This is a genomic window from Devosia limi DSM 17137 (genome assembly GCF_900128975.1).
GTDB lineage: Bacteria > Pseudomonadota > Alphaproteobacteria > Rhizobiales > Devosiaceae > Devosia > Devosia limi.
The window spans coordinates 333,134-349,485 of the sequence record NZ_FQVC01000001.1; the positions used below are offsets into that span (position 1 = coordinate 333,134).

At 64.3% G+C, this 16,352-nt stretch carries 14 protein-coding genes; 3 read left to right on the forward strand and 11 right to left on the reverse strand.

Annotated features, from left to right (window positions below):
* Nucleotides 1-80: 80 nt before the first annotated feature.
* Both BUA69_RS01485 and BUA69_RS01490 read right to left on the reverse strand, forming a co-directional pair.
* Nucleotides 81-419, reverse strand: a complete 339-nt coding sequence (locus tag BUA69_RS01485) for an SH3 domain-containing protein (protein ID WP_046136181.1) — start codon at nt 417-419, stop codon at nt 81-83.
* 118 nt (nt 420-537) lie between these two features.
* Nucleotides 538-969 carry a hypothetical protein gene (locus tag BUA69_RS01490; protein WP_046136180.1) on the reverse strand — a complete coding sequence of 144 codons (432 nt, stop codon included), beginning with the start codon at nt 967-969 and terminating at the stop codon, nt 538-540.
* A gap of 206 nt (nt 970-1,175) precedes the next feature.
* Here BUA69_RS01490 and BUA69_RS01495 point away from each other — a divergent pair, with 206 nt between their 5' ends.
* Nucleotides 1,176-2,033 (forward strand): NAD-dependent epimerase/dehydratase family protein, encoded by an 858-nt coding sequence (locus tag BUA69_RS01495; protein WP_046136179.1) that lies wholly within the window; start codon nt 1,176-1,178, stop codon nt 2,031-2,033.
* Nucleotides 2,034-2,151: 118 nt separating this feature from the next.
* Here BUA69_RS01495 and BUA69_RS01500 read toward each other — a convergent pair whose 3' ends face one another.
* The 9 genes from BUA69_RS01500 to BUA69_RS01540 form a co-directional block, all read right to left on the reverse strand.
* Entirely contained in the window at nt 2,152-3,813 is a 1,662-nt protein-coding gene (locus BUA69_RS01500) for a thiourocanate hydratase (protein ID WP_046136178.1), read from the reverse strand.
* A 58-nt stretch (nt 3,814-3,871) separates the two neighbouring features.
* The gene (locus BUA69_RS01505; RefSeq protein ID WP_046136177.1) at nt 3,872-4,951 is read right to left on the reverse strand and encodes a thiohydantoin desulfurase; all 1,080 of its coding nucleotides are present in this window, start codon (nt 4,949-4,951) and stop codon (nt 3,872-3,874) included.
* 1 nt (nt 4,952) lies between these two features.
* The gene (locus BUA69_RS01510) at nt 4,953-6,206 is read right to left on the reverse strand and encodes a Zn-dependent hydrolase (RefSeq protein WP_046136176.1); all 1,254 of its coding nucleotides are present in this window, start codon (nt 6,204-6,206) and stop codon (nt 4,953-4,955) included.
* Nucleotides 6,203-7,564, reverse strand: coding sequence for a dihydroorotase (locus tag BUA69_RS01515; RefSeq protein ID WP_046136175.1), 1,362 nt, complete (start codon nt 7,562-7,564; stop codon nt 6,203-6,205). The genes BUA69_RS01510 and BUA69_RS01515 overlap by 4 nt, the downstream gene beginning before the upstream one ends.
* A 447-nt stretch (nt 7,565-8,011) precedes the next feature.
* On the reverse strand, nt 8,012-8,764 hold the full coding sequence (locus tag BUA69_RS01520) for an ABC transporter permease (protein ID WP_046133627.1): 753 nt from the start codon (nt 8,762-8,764) through the stop codon (nt 8,012-8,014).
* Nucleotides 8,761-9,696 (reverse strand): ABC transporter ATP-binding protein, encoded by a 936-nt coding sequence (locus tag BUA69_RS01525; RefSeq protein ID WP_046133628.1) that lies wholly within the window; start codon nt 9,694-9,696, stop codon nt 8,761-8,763. Before BUA69_RS01525 ends, BUA69_RS01520 begins: the two co-directional genes overlap by 4 nt.
* Nucleotides 9,693-10,889, reverse strand: coding sequence for an ABC transporter permease (locus BUA69_RS01530; protein ID WP_046133629.1), 1,197 nt, complete (start codon nt 10,887-10,889; stop codon nt 9,693-9,695). Before BUA69_RS01530 ends, BUA69_RS01525 begins: the two co-directional genes overlap by 4 nt.
* A 183-nt stretch (nt 10,890-11,072) precedes the next feature.
* Nucleotides 11,073-11,984, reverse strand: coding sequence for a glycine betaine ABC transporter substrate-binding protein OsmF (osmF, locus tag BUA69_RS01535; RefSeq protein WP_046133630.1), 912 nt, complete (start codon nt 11,982-11,984; stop codon nt 11,073-11,075).
* Between the two features lie 81 nt (nt 11,985-12,065).
* Nucleotides 12,066-13,610 carry an aromatic amino acid ammonia-lyase gene (locus BUA69_RS01540; protein WP_046133655.1) on the reverse strand — a complete coding sequence of 515 codons (1,545 nt, stop codon included), beginning with the start codon at nt 13,608-13,610 and terminating at the stop codon, nt 12,066-12,068.
* Between the two features lie 120 nt (nt 13,611-13,730).
* Here BUA69_RS01540 and BUA69_RS01545 point away from each other — a divergent pair, with 120 nt between their 5' ends.
* Nucleotides 13,731-14,864, forward strand: coding sequence for a LysR family transcriptional regulator (locus tag BUA69_RS01545; protein WP_046133631.1), 1,134 nt, complete (start codon nt 13,731-13,733; stop codon nt 14,862-14,864).
* 74 nt (nt 14,865-14,938) lie between these two features.
* Entirely contained in the window at nt 14,939-16,204 is a 1,266-nt protein-coding gene (locus BUA69_RS01550) for a DUF3422 domain-containing protein (protein WP_046133632.1), read from the forward strand.
* The last annotated feature ends 148 nt before the right edge of the window (nt 16,205-16,352 follow it).

A 16,352-nucleotide genomic window follows, 5' to 3' on the forward strand; every position in this document is an offset into this window, starting at 1 on the left:
ACTCCGGTCCAGACTGTCTTGCGAACAGCACCGGACCGGAAAAGTCAACACAGCATGGGTCGGAGGCAGGCACGTAAGGCTTAGTTGCCGTAGTTGGAAACCACGGTCAAAAATCTGGAGTTGACCCAGCCTTTGAGCGGGCCGCGGTCGACCAGGCACCAGTCGGCACTGTTCTTGACCGCGATGCACCGCTCCACCCAGACATGGGTCGCAGGCTGGAAGGCGCCGACTTTCTGCGAGTAGGAGGCTGGCCATTTGCGGACATTGAGATGGTCCCATTCGGCGACATTGCTGACCTTGGCCAGCACGTCCATCTGATAACCGGCAGCCATGGCGGGCTGCACTGCAAAGGCGCCGGCGGCGGTGATCACCAGGCCACAGAGTGCCGCGACCAATACCTTTTCCTGTTGCTTGTTCATTTCAGTGTTCCCCGGCAATGCGTTCGTTTGATGGGAGGAGCTTGCCCGCCCGGCCTTGAACGGGTCCTGAGACCCCCATTCAGGATCCGTTCATCTACCGGCAAGCCCCGTCTCAGGCTCAGCGCAGGTCGCGCTGGTGGACGTAGAGGATGATGGTGTTGCCACCGCCATAGCGCAACGAGATCACATCCTGCTCGTCGTAGTTGCGGGCCTTGAGCGCCGTCATCAGCGCCGGGTTGTGCGCCATCTGCACCCGCAGGTGATTGACATTGCCGTCCAGGAACAGCGTTCCATAATGCTCGCGACTGGCCCGCAACCCGTCCTCGCAGACCGGGACAAGTGCGATGCGCTGCTGGTTGCCGATAGCCTGGATGTCGGCCTTCGACACGCTGCGCATGAAGCCCATCCCCTCGGTGCAGAACTCTTCCGATTCACTCGATGGCGCCGTCGGATAGCGGTTTGGGCCGCCGGCAACCTGAGCGGCGGCGCCAAAAGTGGTCAGCACGGTGGCAAGGCCGGCGATAAGGGTGATTGATGTCAGCTTGTTCATTTGGTTCTCCTCGGTTTGGCTACCGACCGTTTTGGCCGGTGTTGACCAGAGTTATGCCCCTCCTGCGTTGAACCGCCTCTGAGCGCCGCATTCATCAGCCGTTAACCGACGGAACCCGCCCAGCAACCCGGTTGGCAGGGGCATGGCGCTGTGTCACGCTGGCTTTGGAAGGGCGCGGCCAAGTGCCTGAACTGGAGGAGATTTCGATGGCCAAGGTTCTGGTTACCGGCGGCAGCGGCAAGCTGGGGCGCGCCGTGTTGCGCGATCTGGTGGCGCATGGCTACGGTGTTCTCAACATCGACCAGCAGGGTTTGCCGGACCCTATTTGCAAGACAGTACGCATCGACCTCACCGATTTCGGCGAGGTTGCATCAGCCATACTGGGTGGGGTCGATGAACGCGGCGGGCCGTTCGATGCCGTAGTGCATCTGGCCGCGATCCCGGCGCCAGGCCTTGCCGCCAATGCCCGCACCTTCGCCAATAACGTACCGACTACCTACAATGTGTTTGAGGCGTGCCGGCTGGCGGGGATCAAAAACATCGTATTCGCCTCCAGCGAAACCGTGCTTGGTCTGCCCTTCGACACTGCGCCGCCCTATGTGCCCGTCGATGAAGACTACTTTGCGCGCCCCGAAAGCGCCTATTCGCTCGGCAAGCTGCTCGACGAAACCATGGCGGCCCAATTCTGCCGCTGGGACCCGAGCCTGCGCATCTGCGGATTGCGCTTTTCCAATGTCATGGACCCAGAGGACTACAAGGCCTTTCCGGCATTTGACGCCAGCCCATTGACCCGTAAATGGAATTTATGGGGGTACATTGACGCTCGCGACGGCGCCCAGGCCGTCCGTCGTGCCATCCAGGCCGATTTCACCGGTTTTGAAGCCTTCATCATCGCCAATGCCGATACGGTGATGAGCCGGTCCAACATGTCGCTGCTCGCCGAGGTGTTTCCGGACGTCCCGCAGAAGGGAAATATCGCTGCCAACAGCACCCTGCTCAGCATCGAGAAGGCCAAGCGCATGCTGGGCTATTCACCGCAATTCAGCTGGCGGAATGAAGGTTAGAACGCCACCGTGTCACCCCGGCGCAGGCCGGGGTCCATGCTGAAGGCCATCCCCGCCATCGCGGCGCTCGTGGGGACACAGAATCCGACCTTGGCCGGAATGACCCGGTGGGCGTCTGCTATCCTACCGCGATATGCCCGATCTCCTTGATCGCGATCTCATCAAGAGATTCCTCATATCCTGCATCGGCATAGCGCATGACGCCGAGGGCTGTGTCGTTGGTCAGCGACAGTTCCAGCCGCTCATCGCCACCCGGCGTACCGTCAGCAATGACGGTCACACCAGCCGAGGTCATATAGCCCGCATAGCCGCCGCCACCGGAGTGAACCACGACCAGATCGGCCATGGACGAACAGAGCAGCATCGCGTCCAGCAACGGCCAATCGGCGATGGCGTCGGAGCCATCCTTCATGTTCTCAGTCATGATATTGGGATGCGCCATCGCCCCGGCATCAAGGTGATCGCGGCTGAAAGCCACCGGCCCAGCCAGCGTTCCATCAGCCACCATGGCGTTGACGGCGCGGGCCAAAGCGGTGCGCTCGCCATGTCCCAGCCAGGCAATCCGCGCCGGCAGGCCCTCAAACGGCACATGCTGGCGGGCCAAGGCGATCCAGTTGGTGACGATCTTGTTGTCGGGGAACATTTCGAGCAGCTTGTCGTCGATTTTGGCAATGTCTTGCGGATCCCCCGAGAGCGCCATCCAGCGGAATGGGCCGATTGCGCGGGCAAACAGCGGACGCAGATAGGCTTCGGTGAAAATCTTGATGTCGAAGGCGTTTTCAACGCCTCCGGCCCTGGCATGGGTGCGGATCAGATTGCCATTATCGAAGACCTCGGAGCCGGCCTGCTGGAAGGCCAGCATGGCGCGAACGTGGTCGACGATGGAGGCCTGGCTGGCGGCCATGAGTTGGCCGGGGCCTTCGACGCGGAGGCGCTTTACCTCGTCAAGCGACATGCCCTTGGGCACGTAACCATAGACCAGATCATGCGCCGAGGTCTGGTCGGTGACGATATCGGGGACGATGCCGCGCCGGGCGATCTCGGGGTAAATCTCGGCAGCATTGCCGACGAGGCCAATCGAGGTGGCCCGCTTTTCGGCGACGGCCTTGTCGATCATGGCCAGTGCGGTATCGAGGTCCGGCGCGATTGCCTCGAGATAGCCGATCTCCTGGCGCTTCTGCGCCCGGTCGGCGTCAATATCGACGCAGAGAATGGCTGCACCGGCCATGCGACCGGCTAGCGGCTGCGCGCCGCCCATGCCGCCGAGGCCGGCGGTGAGGATAAATCGGCCCGCCAGGTCGCCGCCGAAGCGGTTCTCGGCGATGCGCATGAAAATCTCATAAGTGCCCTGGATGACGCCCTGGCTGCCGATATATTGCCAGGCGCCAGCGGTCAGCCCGCCCCAGCAGATCAGGCCCTTCTTCTCCAGTTCGTAGAACACTTCGGCCTTGGCCCATTGCCCGACAATGTTGCAATTGGCCATGATGACCAGCGGTGCCCTGGCATGGGTCTTGAGTAGGCCGATGGGCTTGCCGGACTGGATGATCAGCGTCTGGTCCTCGTCCATGCGCAGCAAGGTTTCGACGATGGCCTTGTGGCTGGCCCAGTTGCGCGCGGCCTTGCCCAGAGCGGCATAGACGATCAGTTCATCCGGGTTCTCGCCAACGCTGAGCACGTTCTCCAGCAGGCGCAGCAAGGCTTCCTGGCGCCAGCCCTTGGCACGCAGCTCGGGGCCGCCGGGAATTGGGAAATCGGGATGGCGTGGATTGGGTGTGGGCATGGAGAACCTCATTTTGTCTATGCGGGAGGTGGCTCCCAATTGTTGGACGGCCTGGTGATTACCCCAGCGCAAATTTGGCCAGCTCAATCCCCATGCGCTCTTCGACAAACGGATAGACCGTAGGGTCAAGCACCGAAGAACTGAGCGGGATCACCGTCTTGGGTACGTGCAGCACGAAGATCTCCATGCCTTCGCGCAATTGCCCGACGCTGAGTGGTTCGCCGTCGCTCGAGAGCGTGGTGATCACATCGGGGAAGGTAGCGACGCGCTGCCCGTCCCTGGTGTCGACCGCCATATATTCGTTCATCACATGCAGCACGTCGCCGCTGGCCAGCGTCACCGTGCCAATGTCGAAGGCTTCCTTGGTATAGGTCACGGCCTTGCGGGTGATCTTGCCGGAAACCAAAATCGTGCCGCCGGTGGTCTTGGCGATAGTGTCGATGACGGCGGTGCCACCCTTGCCCTCCGCGGCGATGATCGCTTCGCCGAGGCGCAGGGCCAGCGAAATGCCGCCCAGCGCAGCGTTGTCGCGGACATAGCTGGCGCGCAGGGGATTGCGGCAGGAGGCGATGAAGCCGCCGGACTGGTCGGAGGCAGTGCGCAGGATGGGCGAGACCTTGGCGGTGGCGCCGCGGACGACCAGTTCGATATAGCGATTTTCGCTGCGATTGCCGCCGACTGCGGTCTGGATCATCTGTTCTGGCGAGCCGGCCATGCCAATACTGCCCATGTCGCCGGTGGGGTGGGCGCGAATGTCGCCAACGGCGTCAACAACCTTGGTGCCGAGAATTGCCGAGGGAAGCCAACCATTTAGCGTCGATGACTTGCCGTTCTGGCCGACCATCAGGCCGGTCAGCTTCTCGCCCAGGGCGTCCTGCAGCAGCGAGACGGCCTTGATGTAGTCGACGCCCTGCATTTCCCAGGGGGTGGTGGAGGCCGGGGCGCCGATGGCGGCGGCGGTGGCGACCCAGTCATTGTCGTCGAGTTCGTCGATATCAACCAGTTCGGGTTTGCCGACGCTGACGGCGGCGTAGCCGAGCATGCGGCCATGATCGGCCCATCCGCCGCCGCCCGCTGCATAGACGGAGCCGCCCTTGACGGCAGCCTCGACGTCCTTTTCGGTCAGAATGCGACCCATGTTATTGTTCCTTCTGCAGTTTTTGGTCGAGCGCGATCACTGCATTGAGCAGGACTGCGGCGCCGAGCGCGATGTCTTCGGTGGCGGCGAACTCGTCCGGGGAGTGGCTGCGGCCATCGACGCAGGGGACGAAAATCATGGCGCTGCGGGTGATGCGGGCCATCCAGGCGGTGTCGTGGCCGGCGCCGGAGGCCATGCGGCGATGGGTGGCGCCGGCGCTGTCGCAGGCAGCGTCCAGAACCTCTAAAAGCATTGGATCACAAGGGGTTGGCTGATTGTCCGAGACAATGCGCGGCTGGCCGACGGGTACGCCGGTGCGGGCAGAAATGGCTGCAATGCCGGCCTGGAGCTCCTCAACGAAGCGTTCCATGTCGTCGCGGCGTTCGGCGCGGGCGTCGATCAGCATGCGGACCTTGGCGGGGACGACATTGGCGGCGTTTGGCTCCATGACGAACTCGCCGACAGTGGCGGCGAAATGGGCGTCGCCAGCGGCCAGAGCGGTGGCCAATTCCTCGACGCCAAGGGCGATCCAGGCGGCGGTGGTGAGGGCATCCTTGCGCGAGCCCATCGGAGTTGTCCCCGCATGGTCGGCACGGCCTTCGACGATGATCTCCAGCCGGGTTATCCCCGCAATGGCCGTGACGACGCCGATTTCGAGCTCTTCATCCTGCAGAACCGGGCCCTGCTCGATATGGAGTTCAAGGAAGGCCTTGATATCGCTGCGCTTCGCATCGGTAGCGCTATTGCCGCCGACCTGGGTAATGCCCTCATCCAGCGTGATGCCATCGCTGCGGCGGGAGAGCCATTCGGCCGGCCGCGTGCCGGATATTCCCCGGCTGCCAACGCAGGAAACGCCGAAGATCGAGACCTCTTCGGCGAGGAAATCCACGATCTCCAGAGTGTGGTCCAGCTGGATACCGCGGTCGCTGAGGGTGCGGGCGACTTCGAGGGCGGCGATGACCCCGGCAATGCCGTCAAAGCGGCCGCCATCGGGGACGGTATCGGAGTGGGAGCCGAGCATGATCGAGCCCAATTCCGGGCGCTTGCCGGGGATGGTGGCGATGAGATTGCCGGCCGCGTCGACATGGCTGGAAAAACCAGCATGCTGGATTGCTTGCCGCAGCCACGCCCGCCCTTCGAGAAAGATCGGCGTGAAGGCGCGGCGGGTGAATGGACGGTCGGGCTCGATGATCAAAGCCAGTGCATCGATGTCCCTGCCGATGCGGGCCGTACTGATGGAAAAGTTGCGGATCATGCCGATACCTCGGGGCGAACGAACTGGCCGGAGCCGGGGGCGGTGATGACATTAGCCCCGTCAAAGGCCAGTTTTCCGCGCAAATAGGTCATGCCGACGGTCCAGGGCAGTTCGATGCCGTTATAGGGCGACCAGCCGACAACATTGTTGCCGCTCTCGGCCGCGTCATAGATTTTGGGGCGTGGGAACAGCACGGAAATGTCGGCATCCTTGCCTGCAGTCAGGGCGCCTTTTCGGTGGTGCAGGCGGAAATGGCGGGCAGGATTTGCTGCCAGCAGCTTGGCAGCCCAAGTCAGCGAGATATCGCGCTCCAGCGCGCCCTTGACGAAAAGCGGCACCATGGCTTCGAGGCCGGGTACGCCCGAGGCATTGGCGAGCATGTCGGGATTGGTCTTGCGGTTTTCCGACCAGGAGACGTGATCGGTCGAGACCATGGTGACATTGCCCTTGCGGACATGCTCCCAGAGCTTTTCGACTTCGGCACGGGAGCGGATCGGTGGGTTGATCTTGGCCTTGCCGCCGAGGCGGGCAACGTCGTGCTCCTCATCCAGCGTCAGGTAGTGGATGCAACATTCGATGGTGGCGTCGAAACCCTGGGCGCGGTAGCTGGCGGCGATGTCATAGCCACGGCCGAGCGAGCAGTGGACGACATGGGCCGGGCAGCCAGTGAGCGCGCCGGTTTCGTAGATCTGCAGGCTGGCCAGCAATTCGGTCAGCGGCGGGCGGCTGAGGCCGTGGGCGCGATGATCGGTGATGCCGAGCGCCTTGACCTTGTCCATGGCGGCGCGGACGGCTTCATCGTCCTCGTTGTGGACGCCGGCGGTGAGGCCGGTGGGGGCGATGGCGGCGAAACACTCTTCGAGCAGCGCGGGTGGAATGCGCGGGAAGCGCTTGGGATCGGTGCCGAAGGTCGAGAACTTGAAGGCGGCGACGCCGGCCTCGACCTGCTCGGGAATGCGGGCAGCGCCCTCCTCCGGGTCGATGGTGCCGTAGAGCGCGAAATCGACGCGGGCCTGGCCGGAGGCGTGGGCGACCTTGGAGCGCACGGCCTCGGCCGAGCAGACCAGATTGCCCTCATCATAGGGCATATCGACAATGGTGGTGACGCCACCGGCGGCGGCCGAGCGGGTGGACCAGATAAAGTCTTCCTGGTTTTTCTGGCTCAGCGAATGGGTCTGGGCGTCGATGGCACCGGGCAGGATCAGGGCATTGCCAAGGTCGTGGCGTTCGTGGGCGCTGGGCGCCGTGCCTTCGCCGACATGAACGACTTTGCCATCGCGCACGGCGACATAGCCGTTTTCGACGATGAGATCGGGCAGCACGACGGTGCCGGCGAGGACGAGATCGAAATCAGACATGGCTGCAGGCTTTCACAGGAATGGTCACATCCACCGCCGTCATGCCGGCGAAAGCCGGAATCCAGTTTCGGGATGGTTCGGCAAACTGGATCCCGGCTTTCGCCGGGATGACGTCGTGAGCTGGGAGGACGGCCGGGGCGAGACCGGGACTGATCGCTCTGCAGGCTGGGTGTCGTGGATGGCCTTCAGAATGGATCCCGGCCTGCGCCGGGATGACCCGGTGAGTTGCTAAGGCAGCTGCAGCGAGCCCGACACCGGCCTCTTCGGCCCGGTGGGGGGCTGGGGGGCTGAGGGGCCGGCAGGACGCCGAGCGGGGGGTGGGCGCAGCACCCTCACCCTCGGTCCCTCCCCTCAAGGGGGAGGGAGGCGAAAGGAGCGATGTCCGCGCTAGTGGACCGAAGTCGCGAGTGAACACAGTAGATGACTGCGGTAACGGGGATGAATTCGTCACGCGGCGGCTCTCCCGGCTTGGCCGGTGCGGGCCATGAGGAAGCGTTCGAGGGCGGAGAGGGCGTCGTAGATGAGGACGGCGAGGGCGCCGACGATGAGGCCGCCTTGCAGCACGAAGGCGGTATTGCCCGAGAGCAGGCCGGCGATGATGACTTCGCCCAGGGTGCGGGCGGCGACGGTGGAGCCGATGGTGGCGGTGGCCAGCGAAATGACCACCGAGAGGCGGATGCCGGCGAGGATCACCGGCAGGGCCAGCGGCAATTCGACCTTGAGCAGGCGCTGCCAGCCGGTCATGCCGACGCCCTTGGCGGCGTCGGTGACGGCGGAGGGCAGATTGGAGAGGCCGGTCAGGGTGTTTTCAAAGATTGGCAGCAGGCCATAGAGGAACAGCGCCACCAGTGTTGGCGCGGTGCCGAAACCGAGCATGGGGACGGCGAGCGCCAAAACGGCCACGGGCGGGAAGGTCTGGCCGATATTGGCCAGCGAGCGCGACAGCGGCAGGAATTCGGCGCCGAAGGGGCGGGTGACCAGAATGGCCAGGCCGACGGCGATGATGGTGGCGGCCAGGGTGGCGATGCCGACAATGGCCAGGTGATTGAGCGTCAGATCGAGCAGGCTGCCCTGATTGTAGATGGGGGGCTGGTTGTTCTTGGTCAGGAGGGTGAAAAAGCCGGCAAAGGATTGCGGGCTGACCAGAAAGGCCAGCAGAAGCAGCAGGACGATCAGGCGGACGACGAGGCCGATCTTCATTGCGGACGCGCCGCCAGGCGCGACAATTGGGCCAGTGTCACCTGCCCGACCACGGCGCCATCGCGGGTGACCGGCAGGGCCGGACGGCCGGACCAGAGCAATTCGGCATAGGCATCGCGCAGCGAGACGCCGGCATCGAGTGGGGTGCCCGTGGCTTCGCCGGGCTCGATATGGTCGGCGACCCTGCCGAGAGACAGCAGGCGGAAGGGACGCTCGGAGGTGCCGATCAGTTCGGCGACGAAGGGCGTGGCCGGGCGGGCGATGATCTGCTGGGGCACGTCATATTGCAGCAGCTTGCCCTTATCCATCACCGCGATCTTGCTGCCGAGATGGATGGCTTCCTCCATGTCGTGGGTGACCAGCACGATGGTGGTCTTGAAGCGGCGCTGGATGGCCAGAAGGTCTTCCTGCGCCTTGGCACGGATCACCGGATCGAGCGCGCCATAGGGTTCGTCCATGAGCAGAATATTGGGTTCGGCGGCAAGCGCGCGGGCAACGCCGACGCGCTGCTGCTGGCCGCCCGACAACTCATTGGGCAGACGATCGCGGAACTGGGCGGGATCGAGCTGGAACAGGTCCATCAGCTCGTCGACGCGGTTGGCAATACGCGGCTTGTCCCAACCGAGGAGCTTGGGGACGGTGGCGATGTTCTGGCCAACCGAGCGGTGCGGGAACAGGCCATGGCCCTGAATGGCGTATCCGATGCGGCGGCGCAGCTCATAGGCGGGGACGTTGCGGGTGTCCTCGCCATCGATGCGGATGGTGCCGGAGGTGGGCTCGACCAGCCGGTTGATCATGCGCATCAGGGTGGTCTTGCCGGACCCCGAGGTGCCGACCACGACGCAGATCGTGCCGGGATCAACGGTCAGGGTGACGTTATCGACCACCGGGGTCTCGCCATAGATTTTGGTGATGCCGTCAATTTCGATCATGGCGCGTTGCCTCCCCGCGACGTCATTTCAACCAGTGCGTCGAGCACCACTGCTGCAGCGAATGCCAGAGCCACGGTGGGCACGGCGCCGAGCAGCACCAGATCCATCGCCGTCTGGCCAATGCCCTGGAACACGAATACGCCGAAACCGCCGCCGCCAATGAGCGCGGCGATGGTGGCCAGCCCAATATTCTGCACCAGGACGATGCGGATGCCGGTGAGGATCACCGGGAAGGCCAGTGGCAGTTCGACGCCGAACAGGCGCTGCCGGCCGGTCATGCCCATGCCCTTGGCCGCATCGATGGCGGCGGGCGAAACGCTTTGCAGGCCGACGACGGTATTGGACACGACGGGCAGCAGCGAATAGGCGAACAGGGCCACCAGAGCCGGCGCGGTGCCAATGCCGGAGATGCCGATTGCCGAAGCGCCGGCGACATTGGCGGCTATCCAGGCGAGCGGCGCGATCAACAGGCCAAACAAGGCAATCGAGGGAATGGTCTGAACGATATTGAGGGTGTTGAGCACCACGGCGCGCACGGCCTTGACGCGGTAGCAGAGGATGCCCAGCGGCACGCCGACAACGATGGCAATGGCCACCGAGCCAAAGGCCAGCGCCAGATGGGTGCGCGCCTCATTCCAGAACGCGGCGGCGCGGGTGGAATATTCCTTGAGAATGGAGAGATCATTCCAGCTGCCGCTCCACAGCAGCAGGGCCAGGGCGGCGGCCACGGCGAACAGGATGGCAATGCGTTGCCAGGGACCGAATTTGAGCCGGGTCAGCGCATCGGCGACCAGCAGGGCAAAGGCAAAGGCGAGGATCCAGAAGCCGGCACCGGGCGAAACGCGGGCGAAGGTATCGCCATCGGGCGTCAGGTAGCTAGCCGACCACCCCATGAATATGAACAGCACGGCGAGGACCAGAAAGCCGATGGTCAGCTTGATCCGGGCGGAGAAGCGCAGCAGGGCGGCGGCAAAGCCGAGCAGCAGGACGGCGACGAGAATGGTGGTTTCGGGGGCCGGCAGCGCGGCGAGCAATGACTTTGGCTCGCCCAGAACGATGCGATTGGCCCGGAACAGGGCAAAGGGCAAGGCGGCGCCGGCAGCAGAAACCAGCGCGATGAGGACGCCGATCTTGTCGAGCGCCAGCCAGGCGGGTCGTGTCGTGGTGGTGGGCGCGGTTTCGGCGATGCTCATGCTGGCTCCGGGGGTTGCCATGGACGGCTGGTGCCTAGGCAGCGATGCGGAAGTCGACAGGGTCAGGGAGGTGGTTCCGGGCCAGAATTCCTGGCGCCCCCTCCCAACCTCCCCCGTCACGGGGGAGGTGCCGTCCGGTGCGTGTGGCGATATTCTGCCACGGTGACCGTGTGATCCGAGGACCTACTTCAGCAGGCCATTGGTGGTCAGGAAGTCGGTGGCCACGGCGGAGGCGGCTTCACCGCCGACCTGAACGCGGCCATTGAGGGTCTGCAGGGTCACCAGATCGAGCTTGGCGAAAACCGGGGCCAGCAGTTCTTCGATCTGCGGATATTCGGTCAGCACCGCTTCGCGGATGATCGGCGCGGGCTGGTAGACCGGCTGCACGCCCTTGTCGTCTTCGAGAACCTTGAGGCCCGAGGGGGCAATGCCGCCATCGGTGCCGTAGACCATGGCGGCGTTGACGCCATTGGTCTGCTGGGCAGCAGCGGCGATGGTGGCGGCGGTATCACCACCCGACAGGGTAATCAGCTGCTCGGGGGAGAGCTTGAAGCCATAGACTTCCTCGAACTTGGGCAGCGCGGCCGGCGAGTTCACGAACTCGGACGAGGCGGCGAGCTTGACTTCGCCACCACCGGCAACCCAGGCGCCGAATTCGCTGAAGGTGCTGAGATTGTTGGCTTCGGCAACGTCGTTGCGGACGGCGACGGCCCAGGTGTTGTTGGCCGGGGACGGGGCCAGCCAGACGATCTTGTTGGCGTCGTAATCGAGCTTCTTGGCTTCGGCATAGGCCGATTCAGCGTTGTTCCACAGCGGGTCATCGGCCTTCTCGAAGAAGAAGGCGGCATTGCCGGTATATTCTGGATAGATGTCGATTTCGCCGGCGGTGATGGCCTCGCGCACGATCGGCGTGCCGCCGAGCTGGATACGGTCGGTGACCGGGATGTCGTTGTTCTGCAGGACCTGCAGGATGATATTGCCCAGAACGCCACCCTCGGTGTCGATCTTGGAGGACACGACGACCTGCGCATTGGCCGCAGTTACCGTCAGAGCGAGCGCAGCGACAGCGCTCAGGAGTTTGGTTGTCAGGCGCATGGTATTCTCCCTGTTGTCCGGATTGGTGACCCGGCTATCCCTACCGTAACGTCTTGTCAGATTTGAGCGAGGCCCGAAATTCTACATCAGCGGACCCAGAGCGAAAAACTCATCTAATTCCATGATGCTAGAGTGTGAAATGAGTTCATCCATTAAAGCCTCCGACCCCAGCGCGAGTTCCACGGCTTCGACTTCCGATGAGAGCGGGCGGTCGGAAACGTAGAAGTCGGCGTGGGTGCGGACGAGATTGTAGATGATGCCGGGGACATTGCCGGGGCGATCGCCGGAGATGTCCATGGCCTGAGCGGCGAGGATGCCTTCGAGCGCGGCGAGGCGACGCAGGGCCATGACCTGACGCTCGAAGCGTTCGACCACCAGCGGCAGGAAGGCCGCTTCATCCTCGATGCCGCCAGCGACCACCAGCGAATTGGCGGAGATTGGGCCCGACAGGGTGAGCACGCGGGCGAAGAGTTCGCCGGCCAGCTTGATGATCGGGCCGAAGCCGGTGGCGATGGCGCCGGGGGCGACCAGATTGACCGGCAGGTCGCGGCGGCCGCCATTGCCCAGCAGCACGCAGCGATTGAAGGAATTGCGCGCCAGATGGGCCATGCCGAGCTGGGCGGTCTGCATGAACACGGTGACATCGAGCGGGAGCGAACCGCCGGAGGTGAGCACCTGGCCGCCGGCGACGACCGGGTTGTCATCGGTGCGGCCGGTTGCGGCGAGCAGGGTCTTGCCGGCGGCGACCAGCGTATCGAAGCCGGTGGCAAAGACCTGGCTCATCATCCGCAGGCTGAGCGGATCCTGGATGTGGGTGGCGTTGGGCCAATCCCAGCCCATGGCGTTGAAATAGAGCCAGGCGCCAATGCCGGCTTCGCGCTCGGTGCCGACATGGGCGACGGCCTTCCACGGATCGCGGGAAGCGCCGAGGGCGCCGGCGGTGGTGAGCGCGGTGGCCAGCAGGACGCGGACGGCACCGGCGCCCGAGCGCAGGGCGCTGGCGGCGGCGGCATAGCCGACGGCATTGGTGGAAATGGAGGCCAGACTATCGCGCGGGGCGAGCTTGAAGGGGCGCAGGCCCGCAGCGGAAAGCGCCTGCTCGGCAGGCATGCGGGCGCCGGAAAAGGTGGCCTCCCCTGCCCCGGTCAAGACGGCGCCGATCTGGCCCATGAGGCCGATATCGGCGCAGCCGATGGAGCCGGTGCGGCGGACGACCGGGACAACATCGGTGGAGAGCAGCGCCATATAGGCTTCGACGAGATCGACGGTGCAGCCGACGCGGCCGGTCAAAGCCATATTGACGCGAATGGCCATGGCGGTGCGGATGACATCATCGGGGAAGGCATCGCCAGTGCCGAAATGGTGGGCGCGGACCAGACCGAGATTGAAGGCATCAAGCTGTTCGGGCGTCCATTCGACGTCCTTCATGGCGCCGACGCCGGTGGTGGAACCGTAAACCGGCTGGCCGGCGGCGATGGCATCTTCGACGACGATGCGGGCTTCGGCGACGCGGGCCAGAGCCGATTCATCGGCTTCCAGCCGGGCACAGCGCGCACCGATCCGGGCCATATCGGCAAAGCTCATCGGCTTGCCGTTCAGGCGAATTGCAGGGCCCGTCAATGTCATCGCCAACTTGTTCATAGGCGGTACGCTATTGGATAGTTATCGATCATGGGATATCCCAAATTGTGAACAGGCTATGCAGTTTTCTTGTGCATCCAATCGGCCTGCTCAGATGGTGGGCAAATGGATACGGCAACGCTGATTGCAGTCGATATGGTGCTGCGCGAGCGCAGTGTGCGCGGGGCGGCGCGCCTGCTGGGGCGACCGGTGTCGAGCGTCGCTGCTTCTATAGCGCGTCTGGAAGGCGAAATCTCGGTCGGGCTGGTGGAGCGGGCCGGGTCGGGATTGGTCACCAGCCTTGAGGCGGTGCGGCTGGCGCCGGAGATTGCGGCGGCGGCGGCACTGGCGCGCCAGATTGCGCCGGACAAATCGATCAAGCTGGATGCGCTTGAGCGCTATGCGCAGGTTGTGGCGCTGGGCAGCATAAGGCGGGCGGCGCGCGCGATGGGGCTGGGGCAGCCGCAATTGACACGCCAGATTGCCCAGCTTGAAGCCACGCTTGGCACCAGCCTGCTGATCCGGGGGAGCGCGGGCACAATCGTGACGCCCGAAGGCGCGGTAATGGCCGGCCGCGCCAACGCCCTGTTGGCGGCCTGGGCGCGGATTTCGCGGGCGGCGGAAGAGCGGTTTCGCAAGAGTGCGGCGACGGCCCGGCTGGGATCGGTGATGCCGCTGGGCTATGAAAGCGAAATTGCGCGCTGGCTTGCCAGTCTGGTCGCCCGGTGGCTGAACGAGCGGCCGCGAGCACCGCTATTTGTCAGCTCGACCACGGCTGAGGACCTGCTGCGCGGACTCAAGAGCGGGCTGTTCGACGCGGCGTTTCTCGACACCGATGCATTGCCGCCGGACCTCGACGGCAAGGTGGTGGCAACGACGCCGCTGGCTGTTATCGGGGCGCCGGAGCTGGACGGCGACATCGCCGGGGCCCTGCTCTCGGCGCCGCTGGCGGTGCCCAGTCCGCGCAGTGGACTGCGCCAGCGCATCAACCGGATTCTCGATGATTATCTAAGCCCGGTGCAACGGGGCACGCTGCAGCTGATCGAGGTGGATTCCATCCCGGTGATCGTCAACCTCGTCCTCAATCACGGCTTTGTCTCGGTGCTGCCGCTGGGTTCGGTGACGCGCATAAGGGCGGAGTTGCCGCATTGGTCGCTGCCTGCCGCTTATGATCTCAGTTTCTGGCTGAGCTGGTCGCGCGGCAATCCGGCAATTGCGCAGATGATCCTGGCGACCATCGACCAAAGTCGTGCGCCCTAACGCCTCATTGCCAAGACGGCGGCGCGAGCGCCTGATTACCGACCTGCCCGGTCCGGGCGGTATCGGAGCATATCGTGGCTGCAGCCTTACTCATCGACCATCCTTATCGCGCCGCCATCATGGCGGAGGTTCATGCGCGCCCGGTCGAGATCATCGACGACTATTGCCGGCTGCGCCGGCTGGTCGTGGTGATGCCGGCTGAGGCCGGCTCGATGATGGGGGCGTTTGCGCAGTTCAGCGAATTCTGTGTGGCGGCCGGGGTGGAAGTGCCCGAGCAAAGCAGTCGCCAGCACAGCTTCAATACCGCGACGCGGCACGTCACCTGGGAATTTCACACCGAGTTCGTCACGGTCACCTGGCGCACCGCGTCCGAGGACATGGAGAGCTGGCCGACCGATATCGGGCTGGAAACGCTGAGCGACGGGCAATTGCTTGGCGCAATGCGCCTCGACGTGATCGCCGACAGGACCATTCCCGACCATCTGGTGCCCGGCTTCAACCTGGCCAGCCTCTGCCTTGCAGACGTGGAAAACGGCAAGGCGCAGGTGGCGACCGACTTTGTCACCGATGCGGACCATTACACGCGCTTCGAGCTGGCGGCGGGTGGACTGTCGGTCCTGCGGCGGTCAATCATCGTGCGGCGGCTGCTTGAGATCGAAACCTATCGCAGCATGGCGCTGCTGGGCCTGCCGCTGGCCCGGTCGTCCAATGCCGAATTGCGGACTGTCGAGATCGAACTGACGGAACTGGTCGAGGGCCTGTCGGAGGCGACCACGGCCGAGACGGTGCAGGCGGCGCTGACGCAATTGCATGCGCTATCGGTGCGGTCGGGGCAACTGTCCGAGCGGTTGGGCTATCGGTTTGCGGCGGGGCATGCCTATGGCGACGTGCTGCGGATGCGCCTGGCCGGCATTCGCGAGAATTCGACGACGCGCGGTTCGACACTGACCCATTATATCGGCAACCGGGTCGATCCGGGGCTGGCCACCTGTGCGGCGATGGAAAAGCGGCTGGCGGTGCTGTCGGAAAAGATCGAGCGCGCCATCGGCATGCTCAATGTGCGCATTGGGGTTGATATGCAGGTGCAGAACGCCGCGGTGCTGGACAGCATTGCCCGGACCGGCCGCAGCCAGTTCCTGCTGCAGCGGACGGTCGAGGGGCTGTCGACCATTGCCATCAGTTATTACCTGCTCGGGATTGTCGGCTATGCGCTGGCTGGTCCGCTGGAAATGCTGCATTGGCACAAGACCATGACGCTGTCGATCGCGGCGCCAATCGTGCTGCTGGTGGTGTGGCTGATGGTGCGGGCGATCCGGAAATCGCATGAGCCCAAGCACTGAGGGGGTGGTTAGGGTGGGATGCGGGTTTGTCCGCAGGGTCATTCCGGCGGCGGCCGGAATCCAGGCTGAAGGCCCTCAGCCACATCCAGCTTGCGGGTAATGCACAGAATGGATCCCGGCCTGCGCCGGGATGACATCGGGGGTGGGG